Genomic DNA, 26,754 nt, shown 5'->3' on the forward strand with positions numbered 1-26,754 from the left:
GGCCATAAGTATCAACTTAGGACTTCGGCAAATTGGGGCTTTTACAATATACTGTGCCCTTTTCTGTGTGATTGCAAGATGAGGGATATTTTCTGTATGAGGGAGTGAACACTGATGAAGTATTGTAATATACTGATTCCAAAATACTCTGTGCAAAAGGCTAGCAAATCCTATACCTGACTGGCGCCTGTCGTTAATAACGGCAAATTTGCATATACCCTGCAAATTGAATCGGCGAGCTTGTCTGGATCATGCCTGAGCAAATCTTGTTTTTCCCAGAGGATACGCTTCTGGCTAATGTCTTCGACCAAGTCTGCTTTTTTGACATTAACGTTCAAATTATAAACACCATCGTCCATAAAAACCACCCCCGCTCCTTCTTTTTGGTATCTATTCAGGATGTCCTTGCGGGGAATATTATTATTCACAATAACATAATCCAGTACGCCTTCCCCAAGGTATTTTATAATAGCATTAATGTGATGAGAAACTTTATAGTGATCAGTTTGGCCTGGTTGGGTAACAATATTACACACGTAAATCTTGGTAGCCTTACTGTTCCGAATGGCATTTCGAATGCCTGAAACTAAAAGATTCGTTATAATACTCGTATAAAGACTGCCCGGGCCTATTACAATGATATCGGCTTTCAGAATTTCTTCTACGGCTTCGGATGGAGACGCCACATTGTTATCTTTTAAAAAGACGTCCTTAATTGGCGGCTTTCCTACTGCACGCACATTAAATTCTTCTTCTACATAGGTTCCATCTTCCAGTTGTGCACAAATGTGAGTATTGTCCAGGGTCGAGGGGAGCACCTTTCCCCGAATGTTTAATATCTTACTGGCTTTTTTAATGGCTTCTTCGAAACTGCCCGTTATATCCGTTAATGCAGTCATCAGTAAATTCCCAAGACTCATACCCTCCAGTGAACCCCTATTAAACCTGTACTGAAACAACTGGTATAGTTCCCGTTCTTGTTCTTCCGTTTCAGAAAGCGCTACCAGGCAATTTCTTGCATCGCCTGGCGGGAGTATTCCGAATTCCTCTCTCAAAACGCCAGAACTTCGCCCTGAATCGGTGACTGTTACCACAGCGGTGAGATGTTTACTGTACGTTTTTGAACCTTCGAGCATAATAGGAAGCCCCGTGCCTCCTCCGATAGCAACAATCTTCAGTCTTTCAGGCGTTTTTCCCATATTGTTGAGTTGGAGAATGGTAGGAATCTGGAAAATGCGTTTGACCTTATAGTCTGGCTTGTCACACTCATTTACCACAGGCTCACACTTAAATCTTCCATGTAACATCTGGATGGTGGTCATCCCAAGCAATTTGGCAATCCGTAGCTCATCCCGCGCCCTGTCACCCACCATGATGGTCTCCCTTGGATTAATATTATACCTTCCGATAAGGTCACGAATGCAATCGTCCATGAGAAGGCCGATTTCCTGATCATTGATTACAATTTCATCAAAGTATGGTTTTAATCCAAGGATGTTTATCTTTTTTTCCTGTCGTTCATGGACACCAACGGATAGCAGAAAAAGTTTATAGCCTTTATCCCTCATTTCCTTCAGCGTAGGAATAACATCTGGAAACGGTTTAATCTCAGAGACTTCGCTACTATTGTATGCCTTATAGGCAATGCTGACTAATTTGTCATCGGCATGATATCTGTTCACGATTTCGTTAAATACGAGATAGTACGGACCGTGCCTGTCGGTAAGCTCCTTTTGTAACTGATAGACATCTTCTTCGGTGCAAGGCAGTCCAGCCTCGACCATTGCCCTGGCAGCGCGCCGCCTGGATGCATCAATAAGTGAACCAGTACAATCGTACAATGTATCGTCCAAATCAAAGATCACAGCCTTTATTTTCATATATAATACCCTCGATTAAGTAAATACTTTTATACTGTTCAGTCAATTGAAGCTAAGTGAGCTTTGCCCATAACAGAGATATTAAAACAACCTGCATTCATGCTTGTGTGTTAGCATTATACATTGTACATTTTCTTTTAAATCATTCAATTATATTGTTCATTTACAGGAGCAGCTGGCACATGTATTGCGAGTTTCCTCCTCACTTTATTTACCAGCAAATGGGCATGCCGTATTGGTTCGGGGATACGATATCCACGGCAGGTCTTCAAAGCAATACGGATTGCAAACGGCAGATCTGCCTTGTGGCCAGGGGATACAAAGATTGGATTGGTGTTTGCTTTCGTCCTCAGTACAGCGCCAACGACTTTGTTCTTATAGAAGAGTTTCGAATATTCACCCGCAATATTTTTGACACAACGGTACTCACCCACCAGTCGGCTTTTTGCACATCCGATGGAAGGTGTATCAAGGATCAGCCCCATATGTGACGCCAGTCCAAAATAACGGGGATGGGCAATGCCCTGCCCATCAAAAAGGATAACGTCCGGATTGTTTCTCAGTTTTTTAAATGCCTTAAGCAGGATGGGCGCCTCACGAAAAGAAAGAAGACCGGGAATATAGGGAAATCCCGCCTTGCCCACAGCCGTACTTTCCTCAATCTTTTCCAACTGTTTACCAAATGTAAACACAACTACGCCAGCAAAGAATCGATCGCTGTGCTTGTCGTAAGAAACATCTGCACCCGCTATGGTACAAATTTTTCCCGTAGTTTTTTTTAAGATTAACAGGTCTCTTAAAGTATCCTGTATCTGGACAGCCTTTTTGTAGTCTACACACCATGGATGTAATCGGTTGAATTTCACCTGACAATACCTGCTTGCTCAATCCAGAAATAAAAGAATTCAGATTTACGATTTTTAATCTGCGGCTGTAGTAAGGACTGCAGAATAAATCATAGCAATTTTATAATACCGTGCTAAACTACTAGTTATTATGGCGCTTCCAATTCTTCAATCTTAGGCAGGTCTTTAATATCATTCAACCCGAAATATTCGAGAAACTTTTTTGTGGTGCCATAGAGCAGGGGGTGCCCTAATGATTCGTCCCTCCCCACAACTTTAACAAGGTCTTTCTCCATGAGCAGCCTGATAATTTGACCTGATTGAACTCCACGGATGGCCTCCAGATTTGCCCGTAAAATTGGCTGCTTGTAAGCAATTATAGCAAGTGTCTCAAGGGCTGCTTGCGAGAGTTTCGTTTCTCCTGTCTTTTTTCGCAACTTCGCTATCCATTCATAATATTCAGGTTTAGTAAATAATTGATACCCCCCTGCAATTTCTTCAATCTGAAATGCCCTGCCCTGCATATCATAATCATTTTTTAACTGTGTAATTGCTTCCTGAATTTGAACACTATCAACACCTTCGATAATGTCTGTGAGTTTACGGAGGGTAATGGGTTCTTCGGCTGCAAATACCAAGGATTCAACGATGGGTTTGATTTCTTCAATTCTTTTCATATACCACGATACCGTTGATTTTTAAAAACTACTTAATTTCCCAGACAGGAGTTTGAACAACACCCTTTATTTTATCAATGGCATTCTGCACTGCATTAATAACCGCTTTTGTGGATATGGTAGCACCTGTAATAGCCGTAATCTTTTCTTCATCTTTCACCTTTGATACGACTAGTTGGTTATAGGTTTTATGCTTGAATTGCTCTTGAAACCAAGGTAGAGGTTTTTTCTCTTTTTTTAATAATCCAAATTTTTTTATTCTCTCAGGCTGCCCGTAAATTGGCAATTGCCAGGATTCTTCGCTATTCAAATCAATTGTTTTCAGTTCCTTGCCAAAGATTACACTCCACAATGTAGAGGTACTTTCAACCTCAGTCATCTTTGTACCGAGCCCCGGGGTTTCGTTTTGTGCGAGTATATTGATCCCGATAATCTTTTCAAGACCGGGATCAGTTCCCACCATGACTTTAATCTTACTCGAGTACCCCTGGGCCTCTCCGCATGCTGCATAACCAATAAGCTGCCCTGCTTTGTTCAGCCCCTTATAGACACGGTCTTGATCTGCTATCTCCGATGGTGTTACCTCCATCGGAGAACCTTCCAAACCGGGAAGCACAATATACAGCGCCTCTGTACGAACTGCCAAGTCCTTCCTTTTGATCGTGTCTTTGGTTAGTAAAAAAACCGATGACACCCCAAGCGAGGCCAAAAGAGAAACCATCGTCAGAGTAATCGTGTATTGTGCCTTCTTTTGCATATTAAACCTTTTTCACGCTGGTTCCATAGAGTCGAGGTTTCGTAAATCGATCAATCAGGGGTGTCGCTGTGTTCATGAGCAATATGGAATAGCATACCCCTTCTGGATAACCAGAATACAAACGGATCAGCACCGTTAGCACACCGGCGCCAACTGCAAAGATGAAAAGCCCTCGTTTTGTTAAAGGAGAGGTAACCATATCTGTAGCCATAAAGAATGCACCCAAAAATAACCCGCCTGCAAAGATATGATAAAATGGGTCATTAGCCCATGGCATTACGATCCGTGAAGGTAAAATTAAGACCATAACAAAGACCGTTGCTATATAACAAACAGGGACATACCACTTGACGCAATGCCTGTAAATCAGATAAGAGCCACCCAGCGATAATGCGATCACGGAAGTTTCCCCTATACAACCTGGAACATTTCCCATCAATAATTGAGTAAGGCGATATGTCTCTGCCCCTGCTTCTTTTGCCAGCGGAGTCGCCCTTGTGATAGCATCCACCAGTTTGCCTTCTGGATCGACCTTAGTAATACTATGAACAAGATTGCCAATTCCGTGTTGCAGGACGCGCCAATCTGAATTGATAACGGCAGGATACGCCACCTGCAAAAATGCGCGTGCTGCCAGAGCAGGGTTCCAGATGTTGTTTCCTAAACCACCAAAGGCGTGTTTTACAATGGTAATTGCAAAGAAAGACCCCACTACAGGGACATACCAGGGAACGCTCGGCGGCAATGTGTATGCCAACAGAATCCCGGTAACAACAGCACTGCCATCTTTGATGGTATTCACAATTGGCTGTTTTCGTAACAGTAAAATAAATATTTCAGCAACAACAGCAGCGATACAACTTAAAAAAACAACGTAGAGGCAGTAATATCCAAAGGTAAAAATACCGGCAACCCCGGCAGGAATCAGTGAAAACACCACAGCCCACATAATCCTGGGGATACTCTCCACATCACGGATATGGGGGGACGCACTAACAATTAAGGTAGTATTACTTTGAATCTGGTTCGACATCGAAGTTTTTTAAAAGACTTAACAATCCGTATTTATCCTTGCCCATAAAAATTACCATCTATAAGTATTACACCGTAAAACTTCTTTTTTTAACAAGTTTTTTTACCTCCCCTTTGTCCCCTCCTTGCGAAGGGGGGAAATAGGAGAGGCTATCTTTAGATGCAGCTGTGCTGCGTTATGCTTTTACCTTCTGTTTGGCAATCTCGGCTTTTGCAAATTTAATACTATGAACAATTGGTCTTTTCGCCGGGCAAATATAACTGCAACAGCCGCATTCCTTGCACTCCATAATGTTATTTTCCAGCGCCAGGCTAAACTCTTTTGCTTCACAGAGGATACTTAACACGCTGGGATTAAGCCCATAGGGACAGCTATTGATGCAACGCCCACATCGGATACAGGCGTGGGATTCCCACTTTTGAGCGTCTCTTAACACAAGAATACCGCCCGTTCCTTTGATAGTAACGGCGGTGTCTATATTCCCCTGTGCAACACCCATCATGGGACCACCAAAAATAATCTTACTGACATTCGCTGTAATCTTTGCCTCTTCTAACAATTGTCTTACAGGCGTCCCCAAACGCACCCAAAAATTTTGCGGGTTTTCTACCCCATTTCCCGTAACAGTGACTAATCTTTCGATCAATGGCTTTCTGAATTTCACCGCCTCATACACAGCAAAGGCCGTTCCCACGTTGATTACAATAGCGCCTACCTCTAAGGGCAACTGAGTCGGTTTAAATTCTCTGCCCAATAATGCTTTAATGAGCTGATGCTCCGCCCCCTGTGGATACTTTACCTCCATCAGGTCTACTTTTATATGGGGCTCATTTGATAAAATATCTTTAAAGAGGGTATAAACATCAGCCTTATTTGCCTCGATGCCGATATGTGCCTTTTTACATCCTACACACCTCATAACCAATTTCAAACCCTGGATAATTTCATGAGGTTTATCTAACATAAGCCGATAATCACAGGTAAGATATGGTTCGCATTCTGCACCGTTCATAACGACCGTATCGATTGCTTTATCTTTGGGAGGGGTGAGTTTTACGTGGGTAGGAAAAGTTGCGCCACCTAAGCCTACAATACCTGCCGATTGGATGCGCTTTCTGATCTCATCAGGTGTAACGAGATCGATATCAGAAGCAACATTCACACCTTCAATCCAGGAATCCTCCCCGGAATTTTCTATAATAACGGCCGAAGACCTTATTCCTGTGACTGGATGTGGCCAGGGAACAACATCAATGACTTTACCAGAAACAGAGGCATGCACGTTTGCAGAAACGAAACCCTGTGCATCGCCAACCAACTGTCCTTTTTTGACAATATCTCCTTTTTTGACAATTGGTTTGGCTGGAGCACCGATGTGCTGACTCATAAACAAGTATACGGTTTTGGGGAGTGGGATGGATACTTCTTTCTTATCCTGGGTAAGAACCTTCCCATCTTCGCTTGGGTGTATACCGCCGACAAATGTTTTAAATTTTGATTTAACAAAGGTTATCATTGGCTCAGCGGCTATCTCAATGCACGATCAATCTGGCGTACGGCCTGTTTGAGGCGTAGTTCATTCTCCACAATTGCCAATCGCAAATATCCCTCACCATGTTCCCCAAAGGCAGCTCCAGGAGCGACGGACACCTCTGCTTCATTCATGAGTTTATAAGCAAAATCCACCGAACCCATAGATCGCCATTTTTCTGGAATGGGAGCCCATACAAACATAGATGCCTTTGGTTTTTTGACGTTCCATCCGATACGATTCAGTCCGTCACAAAGCACATCCCTTCTGTTCTGGTAAATTTGCGCCTGCTCCTGTGTGTATTTATTACATTCCCGGAGTGCGATGATGGAGGCTATTTGTACGGGTTGGAAAATACCATAATCGTAATATCCCTTAACTTTTGCCAGAGTACTGACAATCTCTTTGTTTCCTACGCAAAACCCAAGCCTCCAGCCAGCCATGTTAAATGATTTAGACATGGTATTAAATTCCACACCGATCTCTTTTGCGCCTTTGACTTGTAAGAAGCTAGGCGGCTTGTACCCATCAAATGCGATTCCGCAATATGCAAAATCATGGACAACAATAATATTATGTTTCCTCGCGAAGGCTACAATCTCTTCGAAAAAACTCAATTCGATGGTAGCAGCAGTGGGATTATGGGGGAAATTTAAAATAAGCATCTTCGGGTGCGGCTTAAGACTTTTGACCGTACTGATCAGGTTTGGCAAAAACTTCTCATCTTCCGTAAGTGGTACACTGACGACATTGCCACCGGCTAAATTTACAGCATGGATATGAATGGGAAAGGCGGGATTGGGTACTACAACAGTATCGCCTGTTTCCAATAACCCCAAACACAGGTGAGATATCCCTTCTTTTGATCCGATAGTGCAAACTACTTCTTCTGGGTCAAGGATTACATTAAACTGCTTTTCGTAATATTTGGCGACTTCTCGTCTGAGATTGAATATGCCATTGGCCGAAACGGTATACCTGTGGTTCCTTGGATCCTGTACAGCCTCGCACAATTTCTGAATTATTGGTTGAGGTGTAGGGTCATTCGGATTCCCCATGCCCAAGTCAATTACATCAATATTATTACGTCGTTTTTCGTATTTTAAGGCGTTTAATCGTCCGAACAGATAAGGAGGTAATTGCTTAACTCTATTAGCGACATTAATCACAAACTCTTCTGACATTGCATCCTTTTCTCTAGAATCAATACTGTTCAGTTACAAAAGAACCTTTTCCATAATTATAGATCATTATACAGATAACAACTGTTTGAAATTCAATCGCTAACCAAATTTTTCGTAATCGAAGCATTTTCTATCAAACTAATCAGCCAGGGACCTATTCTTTCTTTGTACTGTTGATTTCTGACGATCTTTTCCAATTCTCCCTTGACCGCCTTAAAACTCTTATTACTTGCAGGTTTCCTGTCAAGAATTTTAATAATATGGTAGCCGTAGTCTGTTTTGATAATGTCACTGAGTTCACCAACCTTCAAGCGCGCCACGTCTGCACCCAAACTGTCTTTTGGGCTAAAAGGCTGCATCTTTCCGCCCCGGACAGCAGAGGCGCGGTCGACAGATTCGTTTCTTGCAAGGGTAGCAAAATCGGCACCGGATTTTAATTTTTTGAGCGCATCTTCGGCCTCCCTGCGGGTTCTAAAGACTATCTGGCTGGCCTCAATTTTTTCGCCATACTCTTCATCGTATGCCCTCTGCAGTTCTTCGTCTGTCACAGCAATTGTTTTTGTCATGAGTTTTTCAGCAATAAGTTCAACCTCAGCTTGTTTTCTCATCTTTCTGGAGAGCTTTTCTTCAAGTTGCGTAATACTGCTGCCGATCTTGACTAACTCTTTTTCCAGGTCTGCCCTGTCTTTTATCCGATATGTGCGCATTAAGCCTTCAACTTCACTGTTAACAAGAATCTTTAACTTCTGTTCCACTTCACTATTTGAAACACCAACCCCTTCTTTTTCCGCCATTTGATAGATCAGCGTCCTTCGGATGAGCACATCTAACGCATCTTCTCCATACGTATCAATCAGCAGGCTATAAAGATCTTGTCTTGTAATCTTTTGACCATTTACGATTGCCACAATATTTTTATCGGTAATAACCGGAGATTCGCTCTTCGTTGATTTAACAGCGTTCGTTACCTCGCCAAAGATCGTTTGTGTAAAAAACGTATCGGCAGAAAGCATCAGAGAAAAAAGGGTAACAGCTACACGGATTTTCATAAGAGTAAACATTGTAAAGGAAAGAGAGTTATAGTGAATATAAAAATATATAAAATTGATTTTGAATTATATCACAGTTAAAATTAAGGTGTCAATGTTTTTTGGCTTAATACCTATGGGAGATAGTAAGTGACAGCGATTATACTGGCAGGCGGGAAAAGCCGCAGAATGGGTTTTAATAAAGCATTTCTTCCGTACGGAGACAAAACATTCATCGAACATCAAATAGCAAGATTGAATAAAATCTTCGATGAAATCATTCTATCCGCAAACGATGCCAGGCTGTATGCCCATCTGAACCTACCCATTGTATCCGATATACTGCCAGAGAGAGGCCCGCTCAGCGGCATTTGTGCGGGTCTCATACGTTCTACAAGTTTTCACAGCTTCGTAATAGCCTGTGATATGCCTTTTATCCACGAAAAGATAATCCTTTATCTCAGGGAACAGATCGGTGGCTACGATGTGGTCGTACCACAGACAAGTCGAGGGCTAGAACCTCTGCATGCCTTTTATTCCAGGAATTGCATACAGCCAATGTATCGTTGTCTGAATGAAGGGCGACTGCGAATCATCGATTTTTTTTCAGAAGTAAAGGTAAAAATTGTCGATGAGCAGGAATTCAAGGAACTGGATGTACCCACACAGCCACTTGTCAATCTGAATACCCCGGAAGAATACCAGAAATACTGTGACTATAAGGCGCCAAATCAAAGGGAATCATGAACATGTTGCCCGATTTATTTGTGCAAAATATTGGTCAATTGGTGACTGTTGCAGACGCATCCCAAAAACCGAAAACATTTCATAGGATGGATGAAATCGGGATTATCAAGGATGGCGCTGTTGTTATAAGAGACGGATATTTTATTGATATTGGTACGACCAGGAAACTGAAAAAAAAGTATCACAGGAAGGATACAAAAATCATAGATGCTGCCGGAAAAGTTGTTTTGCCCGGCTTTGTGGATTGTCATACCCATACCATTTTTGGCGGTGACCGTACGGGAGAGTTTATCCAGCGTATTCAAGGAGAGACCTATTTAGAGATCCTTAAAAAGGGAGGAGGAATATTAAGTACCGTTGAAAATACCCGTAAACTAAAAATCCAGAACCTTGCTGAACTATCGAGAAAACACCTCGACACCATGCTTTTACATGGTACAACTACCGTGGAAATTAAAAGTGGATACGGACTCGATATGAAAAGTGAACTCAAAATCCTCAAGACCATACAATATCTGCAAAAAACACATCCTATGGATATTGTAGCTACCTTTCTCGGCGCCCACGTAATTCCTCCCGAATATAAACACTCCCCAAATAGCTATGTTAATTTAATATGCAATATGCTGCCGAAAGTAAAACCTTATGCAACCTTTTGCGATGTTTTTTGTGACGAAGGTGCTTTTAGTGCAGAACAGTCTGAAAGAATCCTTAAAACAGCAAAAGCGTCAAGTTTTAGGTTAAAGATACATACCAATGAATTTAAAGATATCGGTGGTGTGTCATTGGCTATTCAACTGAATGCAATTTCAGCAGACCATCTTGACAATATCAAACAGCGTGATATAGTAAGGCTAAAAAAGAGCAATATTCTTTGTGTTTTATTGCCGGGCGTACCTTTCTTTCTGATGAAAGATACTTATGCACCAGCAAGGAAAATGATAGAAAATGGGGTGCCCGTTGCATTGGCAACTGATTTTAATCCAGGTACATGCCCCAGTGGTAATATGCAAATGATAATAACCCTGGCATGTCTCAAGATGGGTATGACACCTGCCCAAGCAATTAACGCTACCACGATAAATGCAGCGCACGCTATCGGAGCAGCACACCGGATTGGAAGCATAGAGGTTGGAAAACAAGCGGATATGATAATTCTTGATATCCAGGAGTACACTCAATTGCCTTACTATTTTAGCATAAATCACGTGAAGACCACAATAAAGAAAGGCAAGATAGTTGTAGAAAATATGCAGTTAATAGATTCATAATAAAAAAACTGTGCTTTTCATTCCGTAATCTTATTAGAATAAATAATTACAATATTATTATTGTATATATCCTTTTTTGGTAACGTGGAGGTCATTTATGGGAATAAAATGTGATGTGAGACGCAGGAGAGTAATTTTAGTTCTTTTCATATGGACTTTTTTATCAATTGGAACATCTTATGCTCCTGCCGATGAAAAGAAAAAACAGAGTCGGTAGTCCATGGTGTAACAATCGTATCCCTGGATGCGCCTTTACGAGCTACTATCGGAAGAAAAATTCATATTGAAATCGTTATTGGAAATGAAAGGGCATCGAAGGCAACAACGATATTGACGGTAACATGTCCCACAACAAAACAACAAATTGGCAGGGAGGCTGAAATGCTAGAAGGTTTGACGTCACAGAAAATCGTATATGCCTGGAACACCGAAGGATTAAAAGAAGGAACTTATATCATACGCGCAGAATTAGAGAAGGTACCCGATGAGACTGTTATCGATGATAATGTAAGGCAGATAGAAATACTTCTACAGCAATAAATGAAATTAATTTATCAACCCTTCTAGGGAGAAAATTTTTGGATTAGGCCAAAGAAGGGAATTCCTAACCAGAATATTTTTTTGCTAAATTTGTCAAAAAATTCTTTTTAAAGAACTAATTATTTTGCCCCTTTAACCGTTCATATTCAGCAAATTCCCTGTTGGCGTCCGATATCATACCTTTCTTTTTGTAAGCAAGGCCAAGATTGTAATGAACATTGGCCACGTTGGGTTCAATGGCTGCAACTTTCTGAAATTCCTTTATTGCCTGGTCATACATACCTTTCTTGCCGTATTCAATTCCCCTCTCGTTAATCTTTTTTATATCTAATCCAGTTCCCTCAGCTCCTTTTTGTTCTTCCGTTGCTTTTACTTCCGGCGCTATGGGAGGATAGGATTGCACAATGGATGTGGTCTTTTTCTTCCCGGCGCCGGAAATATTTTTGCCAGATGCTTTTTTCGCTATACTCTTAGACTTGGCACCGGCTTTCTTTTGTGTTGTTTTTGTAACCGACTTTTTCTTGGCTACCGGCTTTGGTTTTTTAGAAGTTTTTGCCACGTTGACCTTGCTAGACAATTTCTTATAAGCAACTTCCAAAGATGCAGCCTTCTTTTTCAGCTTGACATGTTCTTTTTCCATGGCAGATTGTTTCGTCTTTATTTGGGCATATGCTTTATTCAACTTATCCTTCTCTGATGCGAGCATATTAACCCGGCCTTCAAGATTTTGATTCATGGCCTCAAGATTGTCTGATTTTTCTTCCAATCCCCCGATAGTGTGGCTGAGTCCACTATGGAACTTATTAAACGAGCTCTTCCGGAATCTTTCTTCATGTTTCGTATATTTATATAAATTTTCTACCCCGTGGACTATTTTGCTGTCTACAGTCAATATTAACAAGATAAAAAAAATTAATAGCTCGATATATTTCAGTTTAGGCAATCTTCGCACTATTTCTTCCTCCTGAGTAAGATGGAAGGCAAAAAATATACTTACGGTTGTCGTGTTTGCTATGCAAACAACAATTATGCTGTAGTAACTTTATCAAAATATTCTATAATGTTGCAATCAGTTGTGGAAATCAAATAGTCGCTTAATCATTTTATTATTTGAGGATAATAATACACCTACAAATAGATTTTGCAAGTAATTTCGGATATTTTTAGAAAAATTTTCGTTATGCATATCTATCATAAATTCAACTGTATGGCTTATAAAAAGGCACACTATTTTTTACATTGACTTGTTCTGTGTTTATCAGGTAGAATTTGGTTGTTCTTATTTCTACTACCACTTAAGGAGTATAAGTAGATGAAAAATAAAAAAACCAATAAGAAGAGTATTTGTTTTGGATGTAATTATGCAATTGTTTTGGATGGCAAAGATGTATTTTGTAACATCCTTATGCGTGATGTGGCATACAAGTCTTGCACGGCCTTCGAACGAAATTGGCAGATAAATGATATTGTTCCGGAAAAAACGAAGGAAAGAAAAAAGGGGCATTAAAAAATTGTAGGGTTAGTCAGTTATATTCAAACAAAAAGCGGGATAATGTTATATAACATTATCCCGCTTTGCTTTATAGAATTTGTTTTGCGAACAACGATAGTTACATCATTTTGTAAACCAAAGCTATTATCCTGAAAGGTTTTTATCGTAAAACTTTCCTCATTCAAAGGATCGCCACATTCCGTAACCTCTGAGCCAAACTCAAAATTTGAAGTTCGTCTTAAAAGTGACACCTTCATAACTGGACTCCCCAAGGCTCGACGGCAAGTTCCCCTTTTTCCCGAACCCTTCTTCATTCATTGTAACGTCTACAGTTCCACATACATCTTCTTTAACTTCTTTTTCCTCTATTTTTATTTGAATAACACGGTCTCAAATTTTATTGACTAGTTTTTCATCATATGCTAAAATGCTACGACTTTGGAATCGAAAACAAGGAGTCACAGGCAACGTCACGATCTTTTTAATATATTATATTAAGTCAAGCCTTCCGATTGTGTCGTCTTTCGGGCACGCGTGATGCGCGAACGGGTATAGAGTATCTTTAGATGGGTTATTTTGCAATTTTATTCATGGAGAAGAACAATGAAAGAAGAATTTGCTCAGTTTAAAAAGCTCCTCCTTTCTTTAAGAGAAAGGCTCGTCGGGAAAGTGGATTCCATGCAAGGGGAGGCATTAAAAAGATCCAGGCAAGATGCGTCTGGTGATTTATCAAATGTTCCAATACATATGGCAGATGTAGGTACGGACAATTACGAAAGAGATCTTATGATTGAGCTCATTCAGAGCGGAGAAGAAAGTCTACGTAATATCGATGCTGCTTTGGAAAAGATCGAAGAAGGTACTTTTGGCATTTGTGAATTATGCGGAAAAAAGATAAACAAAGACAGACTGAAGGCTGTCCCCTATGCAAAACTTTGTATAGATTGTCAGCGGGAAGAGGAAATGGATAGCGTTTTAAAATAGGTTTTATGAAAAATCCTGTTACATTTGCTATCGTGGCTGTATGTGGTGTTATCGTAGACGTTGTATCAAAATGGATCGTATTCTCAAAATTAGATGAATTTGAAAAGATAAGTTTAATCCCTGGATTAATCAATATATTGCAAAGTAAGAACGAAGGCGTTATTTTTGGGCTGTTCCCCGGCAAAACCAACGCCTTCATTGTTTTTTCATTCATAGCAATCGCCGCTATTATATATATTTATATTAAGGCGGATAAATCTCTTTTTGTGTCAAATTTTGCTTTGGGTTTTATTCTGGCAGGTGCAGCAGGAAATCTCTGGGACAGGATATGGTATGGATATGTAAGGGATTTTATAGATTTGCATATTGGAAATAAATATCATTGGCCTACCTTTAATATTGCTGATGGTCTGATTTGCATTGGCATCTCTATTATGGTTTTTGCCTCATTCTCTTCTCCAAAGCTAAACGAATCCGCCTAAAAACCGTTCCGTGTAAGGTCTCGATACCTTTTTAACAAGTCAAGAGTGATTTTTCCGGGCTTGCCAGTACCAATTACTCGCCCATCAATTTTCACAACAGGAATGATTTCCGCGGCTGTCCCGGTTAGAAAACATTCATCAGCAATGTATAAATCATAGCGAGTCATTAATTCCTCCTTGACCTGAATTCCCATCTTGGTGGCCAATTCCATTACGACGTTTCTGGTGATGCCGATTAATATTCCTGCACCCGCTGGAGGCGTTAAAAGGGTATCGTCTTTAAAAATAAAGATATTGTCACCCGCACATTCCGCTACATAACCATCTTTGTTGAGCATTAACGCTTCCCCAGCCCCGGCTTGTATTGATTCAATCTTTGCCAAAATGTTATTCAGATAATTGAGAGATTTGATCTTGGGGTCAAGAGCAGAAAAATGGTTCCTAATCGTAGCAACGGTTACGATGTCGAGTCCCTTTTCATAAAGCGCTTTTGGATAAAGCTCAATCGTATCCGCAATAATGATGACCTGCGGCATTGAACACTTGTTGGGATCTAATCCGAGTTTTCCTACCCCTCTGGTAACAACAAGGCGTATATAGGAATCTGCCTGATTATTGGCCTCCATTGTTTTTTTTATGGCATCAGCCATCTCAGCCTTTGTTATGGGTATCTTAAGAGCAATAGCCGTTGCAGAGTTGTAAAGTCTATCCAGGTGTTGGTCCAGCGTAAATATCTTTCCATTATAGGCACGTATTCCTTCAAACACTCCATCCCCATAAAGCAACCCGTGGTCAAAAACCGATATTCTGGCCTCTTCTTGAGGAAGTATCTGGCCATTTATATAAATCTTCAATCCCATTGCTATATTTTTTACTCCTTTCTCTTCCTTCTATTCTAGAATGCATCCATCAACGATTCTTACAACTCGTACGGCATGTTTGGCTATTTCTTCATCGTGTGTAACGATCACAACTGTTTGATTTTGTGTCTTATTCAGATCCCATATCAATTCTCGGATTTCATGGCCTGCCTTTGTATCCAGGTTACCCGTTGGCTCATCGCATAACAATAATTCAGGGTTATTAATCAGCGCCCGTATAATAGCAACCCGTTGCCTTTCACCACCAGAGAGCTGTGAAGGCTTGTGCGTCAAGCGATTCCCCAGACCAACCCTTTCTAGCAACGAAGTTGCCCGATCTTTGTAGTTTTTATTTATCGCCCTCCATCTTGAAAACCCACTTCCAATTAAGCCGGGCAGCAAAACATTTTCCAAGGCAGTAAAATCAGGCAGTAGATGGTAAAACTGGAAAACAAAACCGAAAATACGGTTACGCATGTCTGCCTGTTTCTTCGCATTTAACTGAGTCAGATTTATTCCTTTGTATATTACAGAACCAGTGGTTGGTGTATCCAAAATCCCCAGAATATGTAACAACGTACTTTTCCCGGCACCTGAGGCACCCACAATCGCTACAATCTCACCCTTTTCAATGGATAAGTTAATACCCTGCAAAACAGGCACTGTGCGCTCACCATCCGTATATTCTTTAACTAAATTTGTAGCCTGTAAGAGTCTATAACTGTTTGTCATAACCTGAAATGCACATGATATACAATAAACAATTGTTGTAAAAATTGTAGGCTGAAACTATATCATACCTGTAAGTATTAGTCAATTATTTATTTAGGATTTTTCAAGCTTTTTTATGTGTTTTTATCTTTTTTGATTTCTTTTGATTCTACCAGTATTTTCAAGGCTTTCAAGACATTTTCATCATTGCTTAACAGTGCAGATTTTTTATCGGTTTTTATATATAGGTTCAGAGAAAGTACGACGAGAGGTTTCATTAATTATCAATTCGGAGGTATAATTCTATGAAAAAAGACAATCCAAAACAAGAGGCATACACAATTTTACGGAGCGCCGGGAAGTCAATAGAGGAAGCTTACAAACAGGCTGGCTATGCGGGAAAGCCTGGAACTAAGGCTGCGTATGCACTGGAAAGGCGGGTCAAGTCCTACGATTTAGTTGCCCCCGATATGCTTAAAATGGGACACAATGTTGCAAGACTCACACTCAGGATGGCACAAGAGGTGCTTAAAGACAAAGAGAAGCAGAAGCTATCCAAGAAAGAGGAAATATGCTTGAAAGAAGCGCACGAGATTTACCGAGAGCAGCAGCGCCGTGAGTCGTCTATTATCAATAGGCATCTAAACATCAATGTGAATGCCGAGACTGAATTGGTCGACCTCAGCGCATACCGTGATTATCCTGGTGAGGGTGGAGAGGAAAATATAGAGCAAGTCATAAATGCCGAATTTACACAACAAGAAGGATAGTTTTTCAGCATACCACTGTCTTCGATTAAAGGGCGTGGAACGCACGAAATGATCGCAACGATTCCCACTAGGCGGACATCCTTTTGACACCCCCACCCCCTATTAAGGGGCATGTGCCGTTTCTAGTAATGAGACCTCTTCGTGGTTGCGCAGAATTTTCTTGAAATCACACATCATTTATAAAAAAGCCTTGATAAACCAAATTTTTTGAGTATAGTGTCAAAATAAACGCCGACATTATGCCTATTGTGCTATAATATTTGCATATTTGACAGACAGTTTTTAACATAAAATGAGAGGTGATAAATGCGTACAACAATTGACATAGATGATGAGCTTTTAAAAGAGGTCATGGAAAAATCAGGCGCAAAATCAAAAAAGAACGCTATAGTTACAGCGATGAAAGACTATCTAAGGTTAAAGAGACGAGAGGAACTGAAAAATCTTATAGGTAATTTCGATGAATTTAATCTTGACCTGAAAGACCTAAGAAAGATGCGTAATGAAAGATAGAATCCTGATTGATACATCTGCATGGATAGAAAGTTTTAAGAAAACCGGGAATAAAAACCTACAGCAACTAATAATCAAAACCCTTGATTCCTCCCATGTTGCAACAACAAACATCATTATTCTTGAACTATTGCAGGGATGTCGTGATAAAAAAGAGTATCCCGAGATGAAGTTACGATTAGAGTCACTTGAATTATTACCCGCAAATGGAAAAGTCTGGGAAATGGCGTACAATGCTGGCTATAACCTTAAGAAAAATGGCATTACTATTCCCACGATTGATTTAATCATTGCCTCGATTGCTAAGGCTTATAACTATACCCTCATTCATCATGATAGGCATTTTAGATTAGTGACAAAACACCTCGAATTATCAATCATAGATTTCATTGATGAATTTAAGATATAACAAGAAGTAATTGCTTTGGCAAAATTACTTATGGTATGATTATTTCATACCACAATAGGAGGTGTATTTATGACAGCTACAACAATCAAAAAGACTATTTCCCTTCCAGAGAACTTGGCAAGAGAGGCGAAAATGATAGCCGAAGAAGAAGGGGGAAGACCCTGAGCGCAGTAATTCAAGACGCCTTAAGGATAACAAGAAAAGAAAGGTTGAAAAAGGAATTCTATCGAATCCAGGGTTATTGGAGTCGCTCGGAATTAAGGTAATTTTAAGTAGCGTGTGTTATAAACGGTGTAATGAGCTTGTGCTTGTTATACCGCTTTTTTGTTTGTTGACGTCATTGGCAAATACCAGGCCATATGGTAAAAAATATTCAGGGCAAGACGAACAAAATCCTCTTTATGATGCGCTGGATATTGAACCTATCCTACCGTATTACTCCGTGTCGGACATATACGAACTCTGGCTACCAACCCTCACACAGGAGAAAATGAAAAGTAGCGATCTCTTAGACAGAATATTCGTTACCTATGCCATTAAGAGGGCGTTAAACCAAGATAAAGAAGCCATAAATAAATTGTGTAGTCTTTTTCAAGATATTGCCGAAAAAGTAGCTGAAAAGATGGCGAAAAAAAGAGGGCTTAAAAGGCACATCGATGATATAAAACAGGAAGCAAGAATTCTTTTGTGGTCGATGATTAAGGGATTCTCGCCCAAACAAATCCTTGATGGTCTCACTCACAACGTTAATTTTAGCATCCCTAACCCGCATTTCTCACAGAGGGTAATTTGTAATATCAAAAGGTTTCAAAATACATAATGAGTTTGGTATCCAAGACTGATTTTTCTGCTTTTATGCATCAACATTGAATATCCTCATCGTTTTATTGATAAAAACCCGGGAGATGCTATCAAAAGGCGTATTTTGGGCGTAGCGCTCCCGTCCGGCTTAGCAATCATACTTACAATGGTAAATTTTTTCTGAACTTCAAAAGAGCATTGGATACGCTTTACGAATGTTTTGAAAAGCGCGCTGAAAGACTTCTTTATAGGGATAAGCACTGGACAGGCAAACTGCGATTCTCCTTACACTCACCTTTACCTGTGCGCCAATCTTGAGCAGTTTTGTTCGGATCGTGCTGCACTGTGCTTGTGAGAATTCTGTTGAACAAAGCCCTATCCGTCTTAATTCGTTGAGTAACACATAAGCCACTGACGAGAACCACAGCCTCAGTTGATTGGCACGCATCGTCTCTGTACTTGTCCGGTCGGCAAACAAATGTAACTGCTGTTCCTTGATCCTGTTTTCCATCTCCCCCCGTGCACAATACTCTTGCTCGTAAAGACTCCTGGCATCTTTCTCCTCCGATTTTAGTGATGTTACTACAAACCGGGGATTTGGCCCCTTCTCTAAATATTCCACCTTGCCCACTACCCGACGACCCTTGGACCAACTCTTCACCGTTTTATAGAAAAAATCTTTATACACCCTGGATGCTCTTCCTGTCTGCTCATATTGTTTTCTTGCCTCTTCCATTTCGCCTTGTATCTCTTCTTGTAATCGAGAATTCCTTGCAAGCCCAAAGAGATAGTCCACATGGTTTGCTTCACACCAACTCATGATTTCTTCCCTCGCAGACCCCGAATCACCCCGCACTACAATTTTCACCTCAGGCCATTCGTGGAAAAAACGACCTTCCTGGCTCCCGTGTATCGGATCATCCGTCGCATCCAAATCCAAAACACTCTTGCTTCGCCTATCCTGCCCTGTCGGGTCTTTCTTCTTGCACAAAACTGCCAACAATGGGTCTATCCTCAATTGATCATGATCATTCAAGTCCTCATATCCTAACGCTATCCCATATATCCTCTGTGATAATAATTCTTCTACTGTATGCTCTATTGCGTCCTGATCCCGATAATTGGTAAAACACTTTGAAAACTCTTTCATGAAACCTCTTGCCTGTTCTAATCCTCTCAGTAACAGGCCTCCGGCGTCGGTTGTTATTTGCCCTCTATTAAATTGCGATATTACCTTCCTTCCGCTTAACCCTTGATACTCTATTGCATCTTTACACCCTGTTTTCACCTTCAACCCTCCTCTTGCTATGTATAATCTGTTCTTTACAAACATCTTATACCATAAATATCGAGGGTTGTCTAACATATCGGTGAGAAATCCGGGTTAAAGTCACGGTGGAAGCCTATTCCAGAAAGTATTTAGAGTATATCAAGGGGAGTGTGCCAGAAAACACTTTTGTGAACCGTCAAACGGAGGTGAATGCCATTGCAAAACATCTTGGAGGCTTCGAGGTATCTAAACTTAATGCTGTCCTGATACAACGATTCTGCACGGATATTGTGCAAAAAGATGGGGCAAAGGCTTCTACCGTGAATCAGTATTGTTCTGTCTTAAGGCTTATCCTTGATATGGCTGTACAAGAGAAGGTAATTAGTGGTAATCCCATGCAGGGTTTTAAACGGTTAAAAGTAGATGAGACTAGCAAGAGGGTATTAACCAATGAGGAAATTAAGCGAATCCTTGGTGAATCTGTATTGCCTATGGGACGGGAACGCATGGCGATTCTTATAGGGATGTTTACAGGACTTCGGCTCATGGATGTCATGGCTTTAAAGTGGTCAAATATAGACTTCCAGAATGCAACGCTTACGACCATTGCACAGAAGACAGGGAGGGTTGTCGCCTTGCCGTTGTCAAGTTATCTGGTGGGAGAATTAAAGAAGTATAAGGAATCGGTAGGCGATGCAAAGGAACACTTATTTTACGATGGGGAAGTGAATCATAAAATTGCTGGCGAGTGCAGTAATCATTTTATAAGGGTGTTTAAGAAGATGGGGCTATCTGGTGTTTCATTTCATTTATTGCGACATACCAACGCAACTTTAATCACCGAGGTTGTTCAAGACGTTTCTGTCGCATCAAAAATGCTCGGCCATACAAATTTAAATACTACTATGACCTATGTCCATAGAGACCTGGACGACAAGAAAGAAACTGTTGAAAAATTCACCAAACATGTTCTAAGCTTGAAAGAGTACGAACTACGTACGATTTATAAAACTGCGTAATTTTATAAGTCTTTACTTATCAATGCGTTGTGGAATACCCAGATATTTAGGAATAAATACATTGATGTCATATTTCTACCTCTATGCTTGAACTTTATTTCTCTTTTTTGGCCTTTTTTTTGTATAAAGTGAAGTAGCCCTCTGCATCTTTCTCCATGCCTTTAGCCTTGTATGCGGTTCCAATATCATGGTAAATTTCCACGTTATTCGGATCGGACATTACAGCCGTCTGGAATGCGTTAATTGCATCATCGTATTGTTTTTTCTTCATGTAATTTTTGCCAAGCCGATATTGGGCATCTGCATTGCTTACATTAAGTTCGACCGTTTTATTATAATATTGGATGGCTTCATCTACCTTTCCTGTTTTATCGTGCAATAAGGCAATATTATAGAGTGCATTTTCATGTCTTGGATCAATTTCCAGCGCCTTATTATATTCCATCAAGGCTTCCTTATCCATTCCTTTCATCGAATAAACAATACCCAGGTTCGAATGGGCTATTGCAAGATTTGGGTCTAGTTCTATGCGTTTCTTCAATGTTTGTACTGCTTCATCGTATTTACCAATCTTTGTATATGCAATACCCAGGAGAGAATAAGCAGAACGATATTCGGGATTGATTTGGATTGTTTTATTAAATGCCTCAATTGCTTTGTCAAAGACACCTTTATCAAAGTATACCGAAGCAAGATTGTAATGTGTATCGGCGTCTGCAGGCTTTTTTTCTACAACCTTCTGAAAGGCTTCAATGGCATTGCCATACATCCCCTTTTGGGCGTATGCCAGACCAAGGTTTTTATATACCTCTATGTTATCGGGGTTCTTGGCCAATGACTTCGTATACATTTCAATTGCTTCGTCATAAAGGCCATACTGCGCATAGTTCAAACCTTGTTTATAAAATTCGTTAGCAACGTCAATCGGGAATGCAGTCGTATCTCTTTTTATTTTATCGTTACTTTCGGTTGTAACGATACCCTCTTTAGAAAAACAATAGGTTGGATGCAATATCGTTATAATTGCAAGGCTACAAATTGTTGTACATACAAACTTTTTCCTATTCACTATATTTTCTCCCTTGTGTTTAATTAAAAAATAGAACTGAAAAAATGAAGAATACAAATTAAAAAACAAAAGCATAATTAAAATCTTTGCTCTATAGCGAATTATATCCGTGGGTGGATAGTGATTCAACTTATCTTTTAAATCGGAAAAGCATTTTCCCGAAATAGAGCAACACTAATATAACACAGAGGAGTGCGACATCGGTCGGACCCGTTGGAAGGTCAAAGCGGTATGAAATGTAAAAACCAGCAAAAGATGCGATAACCCCAATGATTGATGAAACGATGCAGAAAAGAGGGACACCGCGCGTGACCATTCTCGCTGCAACTGGCGGTATCAATAAGAAGCCAAATATAACCAGTGGGCCGACGGTCATAACTCCGAAGGATATAATGATACCGATAATAAGATAAAGCATGATGTCCCATAGGATAACCTTTTTCCCAATGGTAGTCGCCATATCAATGTCATATGATACCAATACAAAATTACGATGAAAACCGATTAAAACAATAAAGATCGTGCCGTAGATAGCAAGCATTGACCATAGATAAATATCCGGGATAGAAATAATCTCTCCCGTAAGCATGGAAAGCACTTCTGATTTTCCATAAGGATTCCAGGAAACAAACAATATAGAAACCGCTCCTGCTATCGCATAAGTAAACCCAATGCGGTTTTCAGTGAATCCTTTCCGCCTTCGTTCGAGAATGGCCAAAACAAAAATGGTAATGAGCGTAAAGACTACAGAACCTGTCAATGCCATGACTTTTTCGGATTCCATATGGTAGAAAAAATGCCATCCAAGGGTATGTAATAGAAATGCAAAGGCGACACCTGCATTTGATACCTGAGGCAGGGCTATACCCAAGAGAATCATACGACGTAGCACAAAAAAAATGCCTACTTGTGGACACACAACCCCCACGATCAACCCTGCATAAAAGGCGTTTCGTAAAAGAAAATGTGGACTAAGTATCTCTAAAAGTTGTTCCATTTATAAATTACCCTTAAGTTGGTATTTCATCGATCCTTGATAAAGAAATTATCTCTTCCAATGAGCCAAGTACTACTTTATAGTGATGGATATGGATTATTTTTTTTACCCAGCTTGGAATATGATGAACCTCATGGGTAATCATCATAATCGTTAATTGGCGCTTTTTGTGCAGTTCAGAGATAAGTTCTATGATCTTTTTTTGAGCAAGGACATCAAGCCCTGTAATTGGTTCGTCAAGCAGCAAAACATTTGGTCTTGTTGCCAGTGCCCGTGCTATAAGTATACGCTGTTTCTGTCCCCCGGACAATTCGGAAAAAAAATCCTTTTTTAACTCCAGCATCCCAACATCTTTCAAGCATTGTTCTACCAAGGAACGATCGGTTTTGGAAGTGGGATAAAATGGTTTGCTCTGCCCGAAAGTGCCCATCAATACCACTTCTTCCGCGGTAAATGGATATATTTCGTCTAAGTGTTGACGCTGTGGTACATAACCAAATCTTGGAGTATAATCGTCACCATAAGCGATAGTTCCATGAATAGGAGGAATAATATGTAGAATAGTCTTAAACAGTGTGGTTTTACCACACCCATTTGGTCCGAATAAGACGGCGAATTCACCCTTTTTTAAAGAAAAATTAATGTCACGAAGAATAGTATTTCCACTATATCCAATAGCTACGTCTTTTAAGGTAATACAGTTTTCAGTATTCATACCAGGTCAGGATTTGGTTTTGAGTGCCATTACAATCTGATTAATAGTATAATCAAAAAGGGATAGGTAGTCTTCTATTTCTTTTTGACCTCCGACCATAATCGGTAAAACAACAACCTTTGCCCCTGTCCGTTCAGCAACAAATTCTGGGATTTTGCGTTCACGAAATTGTTCAATAAGAATAAGTTGAACCCCTTCATTTTTCATCATGGGAACAAGGTTATTTATATGAGCGGGGGAAGGAGGGATTCCCGGTTTGGGTTCAAGCGCTCCCGCCACATTCAAACCAAATCTCTGTGCAAAGTAAGGAAATGTCTTATGATATGTCACAATTTTTGTACCGCGAAAGGGTTCTAACATTTTTTGCCACTCGGAGAATTTTTGATCCAGTCTCTTTGTAAAATCCTTTAAGTTGTCCTTGTAGTAGTTACAATTTGTTGCATCGATTTCGCATAACCGATCGCAAATGTGTGTTGCAACAATCTTTCCGTTTAGTGGATCCAGCATAAAATGGGGGTTACCAAACGGATGAATATCTCCCGCGGCGCGGGTGACAGAAGGATCGGGCACTTCCAACGTTTGAATTCCCGTTGATGCGATGAGATAGCCAGGATTTCCAACAAGGATCTTTTGGTTCCGTGCACCGATAACTAAGTTCGGCAGCCAGCCGATTTCCAACTGCAAACCTCCCTCAATAAGCATGTCCGCCTTGTTGAGCTTAACAATAAAACCGGGCTTTGCATCCACAAAGTGGGGATCTTCCGTAGGTTTTGCAATATTGGTTACTTCCACTTTATCCCTTCCAATTTCCTTGGCCAGGGAGCCCAGATCAGAAGTCGTTGCAACGATATTCAATTTTGCATGGGCAACGGATACCCAACTCAGTGCGAATAACAAGGATAGACATAATTGGTATTTTATTTTCATAAATTATACTCCTCTTTGCAAAGCGAACATAAAGGAATTTTCCTTTTGGACTCAAACCAGCGGTTAGAGATACCTAAAAGGTACAATATATAGGTTGTAGTGGGAAAACTTGCAATTTAAATTTAGGCTTTGTGACAGGATCGCTTGCCCTAACCCATCCTACGCATTTTTTTATCTTTAATCTTTCTCTGCGCCCTCTGTGGTTAACAGTTTTTAAAATTTATGTGCCCCGTGTGAACCCAGTAAGAATTCAAATTGTAAAATTACTGAATGCTCCGAACTATCATTTCCCAGTATATCATCATAATTATATTGTAGCCTGATCTTCGAAAATTCCGATGGATAAAACGTGAGATTGGGCGAAAGCCGCCAGCGTTCAAACCCTAAAGGATCTGTTGCTCCCTGATCTCCATCCACATAATCTCCCCGGAGTCCAGCTACCCATCGTTTTTTAAATCCCCACAGAATCTGAGAATACGCACCCCAGTTATCCAGCACTTCATCGGGGAGGCCGGCATTTATGTCTTCACCGGCCTCAAATCGCCTGCCCATAACTTCTGTTTGCCACGTTACAAAGGGGAAGCCTCCCGCAGCATATTTTGATTTCCATTTCCAGAACATATCGAGGCCATAAATGATGGTGTCTTTATCCGTTCCCGTAGAATTTGGCCCAAAGGCCGCCGAGGCACCCAATAAAATGGTCTGTTCCTCTGTCAGATCAAAAGAGGTTGCAATACGGGGAACATAAAGCAGGTCTTCCATAGCGCGCACACGCGTCTCGACTGCCTCACGACCGAACAGTCCCATCCCATCTTCCTCAAATCTGAAGCTGCGTACCGTTTCTCCCTGGCTATCCTGCACGGTAAAGTATAATTCCGTATAGTTGCTCGTGGGGGCCAGCCATGAAAGACGAGCGCCAGGATTTCTCAACCCATCAGGACTTAAAAATCTGCCATTGACTAATGGTTGGTCTGCAAAATCCCATACGTGGGGATGGAATTGGTTCAGCCTTCCGAATTCCGTAAAAAAGGTACCTGCTTTTACCTGTAAATTCAGAGGTAATGACATTGAAGTCAGGTAGGCTTCTTCCACCTCCAGAAATGATTCTCCATCTTTATCGATTTGAAAAATAATATTAGATTGCCCCCTGAAATAAGGATCCACTGCCCCCTCAAATACAACTTCCAGGTTTTGTACGGTAAATCCACGTTGTATGGGGTCGTGTCCACCCGTTTCAAGAATTTCCAAATCTTCCGCGGTAGAACCTGCCGCAGCAAATAACCCATCAAAGGAGATATTCGCGTAGCTCCTTCCCAGGCTCCATAAAGTGATAGGTTGTGCAGGGGACCATGTACTGGGTTGTAATCCTACAGGTTGGTTAGCTGCAGTTGTATTCAGCGGTGGTGAAATAGACTCTGCCATTGTTTGAGGTGACGAAGGAGGGGTTGTAATCGTTTCCGTCTGTGGCAGCATGGGTTCTTCTGTCACAGAAGCCTCCGGGGTTTTTGTATCCACCTTAGCAGTAGTTAACCTCTCCTCTCCTAATGGTATTTTTTCTTTTTCGAGTGCTGCTTTTTCTTCCTCAAGGATGGCGATTTTATCTTGCATTTCCTTAAAACGGCTATCATAATCCCGTTTCATATTTACAAGCAGCTCCTTCATACCCTGCAGTTGTCCAACGATCTCATCAAATTCGTCCTTACTAATACTAATTTCTTTTGTACCTTCTGCAGTTTCTTCTTGTCCTTCTGTGATGCTCGGCAGTTGAGAATCTTTGTCGGTTGTTGACGTTACTTCTCCATATACTGTGGGAGGTGTGAACAGCAATTCGCTCCTACTTGCAATGAGTATACATAGGAGTAATATATAACTTAGCAATCTCATACTATTCTCCTGTAAAACGCCTCGAATGTTGCATAGAAATTTCAAACTTTTTGGTAAAGGAAACCGCGACACACCCCCGGCCCCTCTTGATAGAGGGGAGGTTGTAGTTATCCCCTCTAAAAAGAGGGGATAGGGATGTGTAATTGCTTTGAACACAAAGGAATGCATTTTTAGAGAGCGACAATACCTCTCATGTGTACCTTTGTGTTTTAATGGCCTAAATTATTTGGTTAAGCGGAAAAACAGGAGGAAGAGGGAGGTGGACGGATGGTAAATTTATGGATGGATAAAGATGGAAGTATTGGATTGAAATTTCTCGGAGAACTAACGCAGACAAAATCGAATTGTTTATCTACTG

At 40.7% G+C, this 26,754-nt stretch carries 28 protein-coding genes; 11 read left to right on the forward strand and 17 right to left on the reverse strand.

Going from position 1 to position 26,754, the window contains the following annotated elements; genetic code table 11:
• Positions 1-170: 170 nt before the first annotated feature.
• From yvcK to BROSI_RS11330, 8 genes are all read right to left on the reverse strand, one after another.
• Positions 171-1,880, reverse strand: a complete 1,710-nt coding sequence (yvcK, locus tag BROSI_RS11295; protein ID WP_052563904.1) for a YvcK family protein — start codon at positions 1,878-1,880, stop codon at positions 171-173.
• 146 nt (positions 1,881-2,026) lie between these two features.
• Entirely contained in the window at positions 2,027-2,746 is a 720-nt protein-coding gene (nfi, locus tag BROSI_RS11300) for a deoxyribonuclease V (protein WP_052563905.1), read from the reverse strand.
• Between the two features lie 128 nt (positions 2,747-2,874).
• Positions 2,875-3,402, reverse strand: a complete 528-nt coding sequence (gene scpB / locus BROSI_RS11305; RefSeq protein ID WP_052563906.1) for an SMC-Scp complex subunit ScpB — start codon at positions 3,400-3,402, stop codon at positions 2,875-2,877.
• Between the two features lie 28 nt (positions 3,403-3,430).
• On the reverse strand, positions 3,431-4,159 hold the full coding sequence (locus tag BROSI_RS11310) for an RnfABCDGE type electron transport complex subunit G (RefSeq protein WP_052563907.1): 729 nt from the start codon (positions 4,157-4,159) through the stop codon (positions 3,431-3,433).
• A 1-nt stretch (position 4,160) separates the two neighbouring features.
• The gene (locus tag BROSI_RS11315; RefSeq protein ID WP_052563908.1) at positions 4,161-5,192 is read right to left on the reverse strand and encodes an RnfABCDGE type electron transport complex subunit D; all 1,032 of its coding nucleotides are present in this window, start codon (positions 5,190-5,192) and stop codon (positions 4,161-4,163) included.
• 175 nt (positions 5,193-5,367) lie between these two features.
• Positions 5,368-6,708, reverse strand: coding sequence for an electron transport complex subunit RsxC (gene rsxC / locus BROSI_RS11320; RefSeq protein ID WP_052563909.1), 1,341 nt, complete (start codon positions 6,706-6,708; stop codon positions 5,368-5,370).
• Positions 6,709-6,719: 11 nt separating this feature from the next.
• Complete coding sequence (locus BROSI_RS11325) at positions 6,720-7,907, reverse strand: aminotransferase class I/II-fold pyridoxal phosphate-dependent enzyme (protein ID WP_052563910.1); 1,188 nt, start codon at positions 7,905-7,907, stop codon at positions 6,720-6,722.
• Between the two features lie 92 nt (positions 7,908-7,999).
• Positions 8,000-8,956, reverse strand: a complete 957-nt coding sequence (locus BROSI_RS11330; RefSeq protein ID WP_052563911.1) for a peptidylprolyl isomerase — start codon at positions 8,954-8,956, stop codon at positions 8,000-8,002.
• A gap of 129 nt (positions 8,957-9,085) precedes the next feature.
• Between BROSI_RS11330 and mobA the strand changes: the two genes are divergently transcribed.
• The 3 genes from mobA to BROSI_RS11345 all read left to right on the forward strand — a co-directional run bounded on the left by mobA (position 9,086) and on the right by BROSI_RS11345 (position 11,493).
• Positions 9,086-9,682: a molybdenum cofactor guanylyltransferase gene (mobA, locus tag BROSI_RS11335; RefSeq protein WP_052563912.1), complete on the forward strand. Its 597-nt coding sequence runs from the start codon at positions 9,086-9,088 to the stop codon at positions 9,680-9,682.
• A 2-nt stretch (positions 9,683-9,684) separates the two neighbouring features.
• The gene (gene hutI / locus BROSI_RS11340; protein WP_052563913.1) at positions 9,685-10,953 is read left to right on the forward strand and encodes an imidazolonepropionase; all 1,269 of its coding nucleotides are present in this window, start codon (positions 9,685-9,687) and stop codon (positions 10,951-10,953) included.
• Between the two features lie 381 nt (positions 10,954-11,334).
• Positions 11,335-11,493: a hypothetical protein gene (locus tag BROSI_RS11345; RefSeq protein ID WP_157842496.1), complete on the forward strand. Its 159-nt coding sequence runs from the start codon at positions 11,335-11,337 to the stop codon at positions 11,491-11,493.
• Positions 11,494-11,608: 115 nt separating this feature from the next.
• Here BROSI_RS11345 and BROSI_RS11350 read toward each other — a convergent pair whose 3' ends face one another.
• Positions 11,609-12,445 (reverse strand): tetratricopeptide repeat protein, encoded by an 837-nt coding sequence (locus tag BROSI_RS11350; RefSeq protein ID WP_052563915.1) that lies wholly within the window; start codon positions 12,443-12,445, stop codon positions 11,609-11,611.
• Between the two features lie 360 nt (positions 12,446-12,805).
• Here BROSI_RS11350 and BROSI_RS11355 point away from each other — a divergent pair, with 360 nt between their 5' ends.
• The 3 genes from BROSI_RS11355 to lspA all read left to right on the forward strand — a co-directional run bounded on the left by BROSI_RS11355 (position 12,806) and on the right by lspA (position 14,451).
• Complete coding sequence (locus tag BROSI_RS11355; RefSeq protein ID WP_052563916.1) at positions 12,806-13,000, forward strand: hypothetical protein; 195 nt, start codon at positions 12,806-12,808, stop codon at positions 12,998-13,000.
• Between the two features lie 588 nt (positions 13,001-13,588).
• Positions 13,589-13,969 carry a TraR/DksA family transcriptional regulator gene (locus BROSI_RS11365; protein ID WP_052563918.1) on the forward strand — a complete coding sequence of 127 codons (381 nt, stop codon included), beginning with the start codon at positions 13,589-13,591 and terminating at the stop codon, positions 13,967-13,969.
• 5 nt (positions 13,970-13,974) lie between these two features.
• Complete coding sequence (gene lspA / locus BROSI_RS11370) at positions 13,975-14,451, forward strand: signal peptidase II (protein ID WP_052563919.1); 477 nt, start codon at positions 13,975-13,977, stop codon at positions 14,449-14,451.
• Here the strand turns inward: lspA and ilvE are convergent.
• Both ilvE and BROSI_RS11380 read right to left on the reverse strand, forming a co-directional pair.
• Positions 14,448-15,311 (reverse strand): branched-chain-amino-acid transaminase, encoded by an 864-nt coding sequence (gene ilvE, locus BROSI_RS11375; protein ID WP_052563920.1) that lies wholly within the window; start codon positions 15,309-15,311, stop codon positions 14,448-14,450. The two genes, lspA and ilvE, sit on opposite strands and share 4 nt — an antisense overlap.
• Positions 15,312-15,341: 30 nt before the next feature.
• Positions 15,342-16,043 (reverse strand): ABC transporter ATP-binding protein, encoded by a 702-nt coding sequence (locus BROSI_RS11380; RefSeq protein ID WP_052563921.1) that lies wholly within the window; start codon positions 16,041-16,043, stop codon positions 15,342-15,344.
• Between the two features lie 284 nt (positions 16,044-16,327).
• Here BROSI_RS11380 and BROSI_RS11385 point away from each other — a divergent pair, with 284 nt between their 5' ends.
• From BROSI_RS11385 to BROSI_RS11400, 4 genes are all read left to right on the forward strand, one after another.
• Complete coding sequence (locus BROSI_RS11385) at positions 16,328-16,792, forward strand: hypothetical protein (RefSeq protein ID WP_052563922.1); 465 nt, start codon at positions 16,328-16,330, stop codon at positions 16,790-16,792.
• Between the two features lie 306 nt (positions 16,793-17,098).
• Positions 17,099-17,305 carry a type II toxin-antitoxin system VapB family antitoxin gene (locus BROSI_RS11390; protein WP_052563923.1) on the forward strand — a complete coding sequence of 69 codons (207 nt, stop codon included), beginning with the start codon at positions 17,099-17,101 and terminating at the stop codon, positions 17,303-17,305.
• The gene (vapC, locus tag BROSI_RS11395; protein WP_052563924.1) at positions 17,295-17,714 is read left to right on the forward strand and encodes a type II toxin-antitoxin system VapC family toxin; all 420 of its coding nucleotides are present in this window, start codon (positions 17,295-17,297) and stop codon (positions 17,712-17,714) included. Before BROSI_RS11390 ends, vapC begins: the two co-directional genes overlap by 11 nt.
• 304 nt (positions 17,715-18,018) lie before the next feature.
• Complete coding sequence (locus BROSI_RS11400) at positions 18,019-18,534, forward strand: hypothetical protein (RefSeq protein ID WP_157842497.1); 516 nt, start codon at positions 18,019-18,021, stop codon at positions 18,532-18,534.
• Between the two features lie 168 nt (positions 18,535-18,702).
• On the opposite strand, the gene BROSI_RS11405 is transcribed toward BROSI_RS11400, so the two are convergent.
• Positions 18,703-19,803, reverse strand: coding sequence for an IS1380 family transposase (locus tag BROSI_RS11405; protein WP_052563926.1), 1,101 nt, complete (start codon positions 19,801-19,803; stop codon positions 18,703-18,705).
• A 107-nt stretch (positions 19,804-19,910) separates the two neighbouring features.
• On the opposite strand from BROSI_RS11405, the gene BROSI_RS11410 reads away from it, so the two are divergent.
• Positions 19,911-20,804: a tyrosine-type recombinase/integrase gene (locus BROSI_RS11410; RefSeq protein ID WP_052563927.1), complete on the forward strand. Its 894-nt coding sequence runs from the start codon at positions 19,911-19,913 to the stop codon at positions 20,802-20,804.
• Positions 20,805-20,898: 94 nt separating this feature from the next.
• Here BROSI_RS11410 and BROSI_RS11415 read toward each other — a convergent pair whose 3' ends face one another.
• The 5 genes from BROSI_RS11415 to BROSI_RS11435 all read right to left on the reverse strand — a co-directional run bounded on the left by BROSI_RS11415 (position 20,899) and on the right by BROSI_RS11435 (position 26,396).
• Positions 20,899-21,873, reverse strand: a complete 975-nt coding sequence (locus tag BROSI_RS11415; protein WP_157842499.1) for a tetratricopeptide repeat protein — start codon at positions 21,871-21,873, stop codon at positions 20,899-20,901.
• Between the two features lie 130 nt (positions 21,874-22,003).
• A complete protein-coding gene (locus BROSI_RS11420; RefSeq protein ID WP_052563929.1) occupies positions 22,004-22,870 on the reverse strand; it encodes a metal ABC transporter permease in 867 nt (288 codons plus the stop codon).
• A 13-nt stretch (positions 22,871-22,883) separates the two neighbouring features.
• Positions 22,884-23,585, reverse strand: coding sequence for a metal ABC transporter ATP-binding protein (locus tag BROSI_RS11425; protein ID WP_052563930.1), 702 nt, complete (start codon positions 23,583-23,585; stop codon positions 22,884-22,886).
• A 6-nt stretch (positions 23,586-23,591) separates the two neighbouring features.
• On the reverse strand, positions 23,592-24,512 hold the full coding sequence (locus tag BROSI_RS11430) for a metal ABC transporter substrate-binding protein (protein WP_052563931.1): 921 nt from the start codon (positions 24,510-24,512) through the stop codon (positions 23,592-23,594).
• A gap of 213 nt (positions 24,513-24,725) precedes the next feature.
• Positions 24,726-26,396: a TonB-dependent receptor gene (locus BROSI_RS11435; RefSeq protein ID WP_052563932.1), complete on the reverse strand. Its 1,671-nt coding sequence runs from the start codon at positions 26,394-26,396 to the stop codon at positions 24,726-24,728.
• Positions 26,397-26,754 lie beyond the last annotated feature (358 nt).

Origin of the sequence: Candidatus Brocadia sinica JPN1, from assembly GCF_000949635.1 — a bacterium.
Lineage (GTDB): Bacteria > Planctomycetota > Brocadiia > Brocadiales > Brocadiaceae > Brocadia > Brocadia sinica.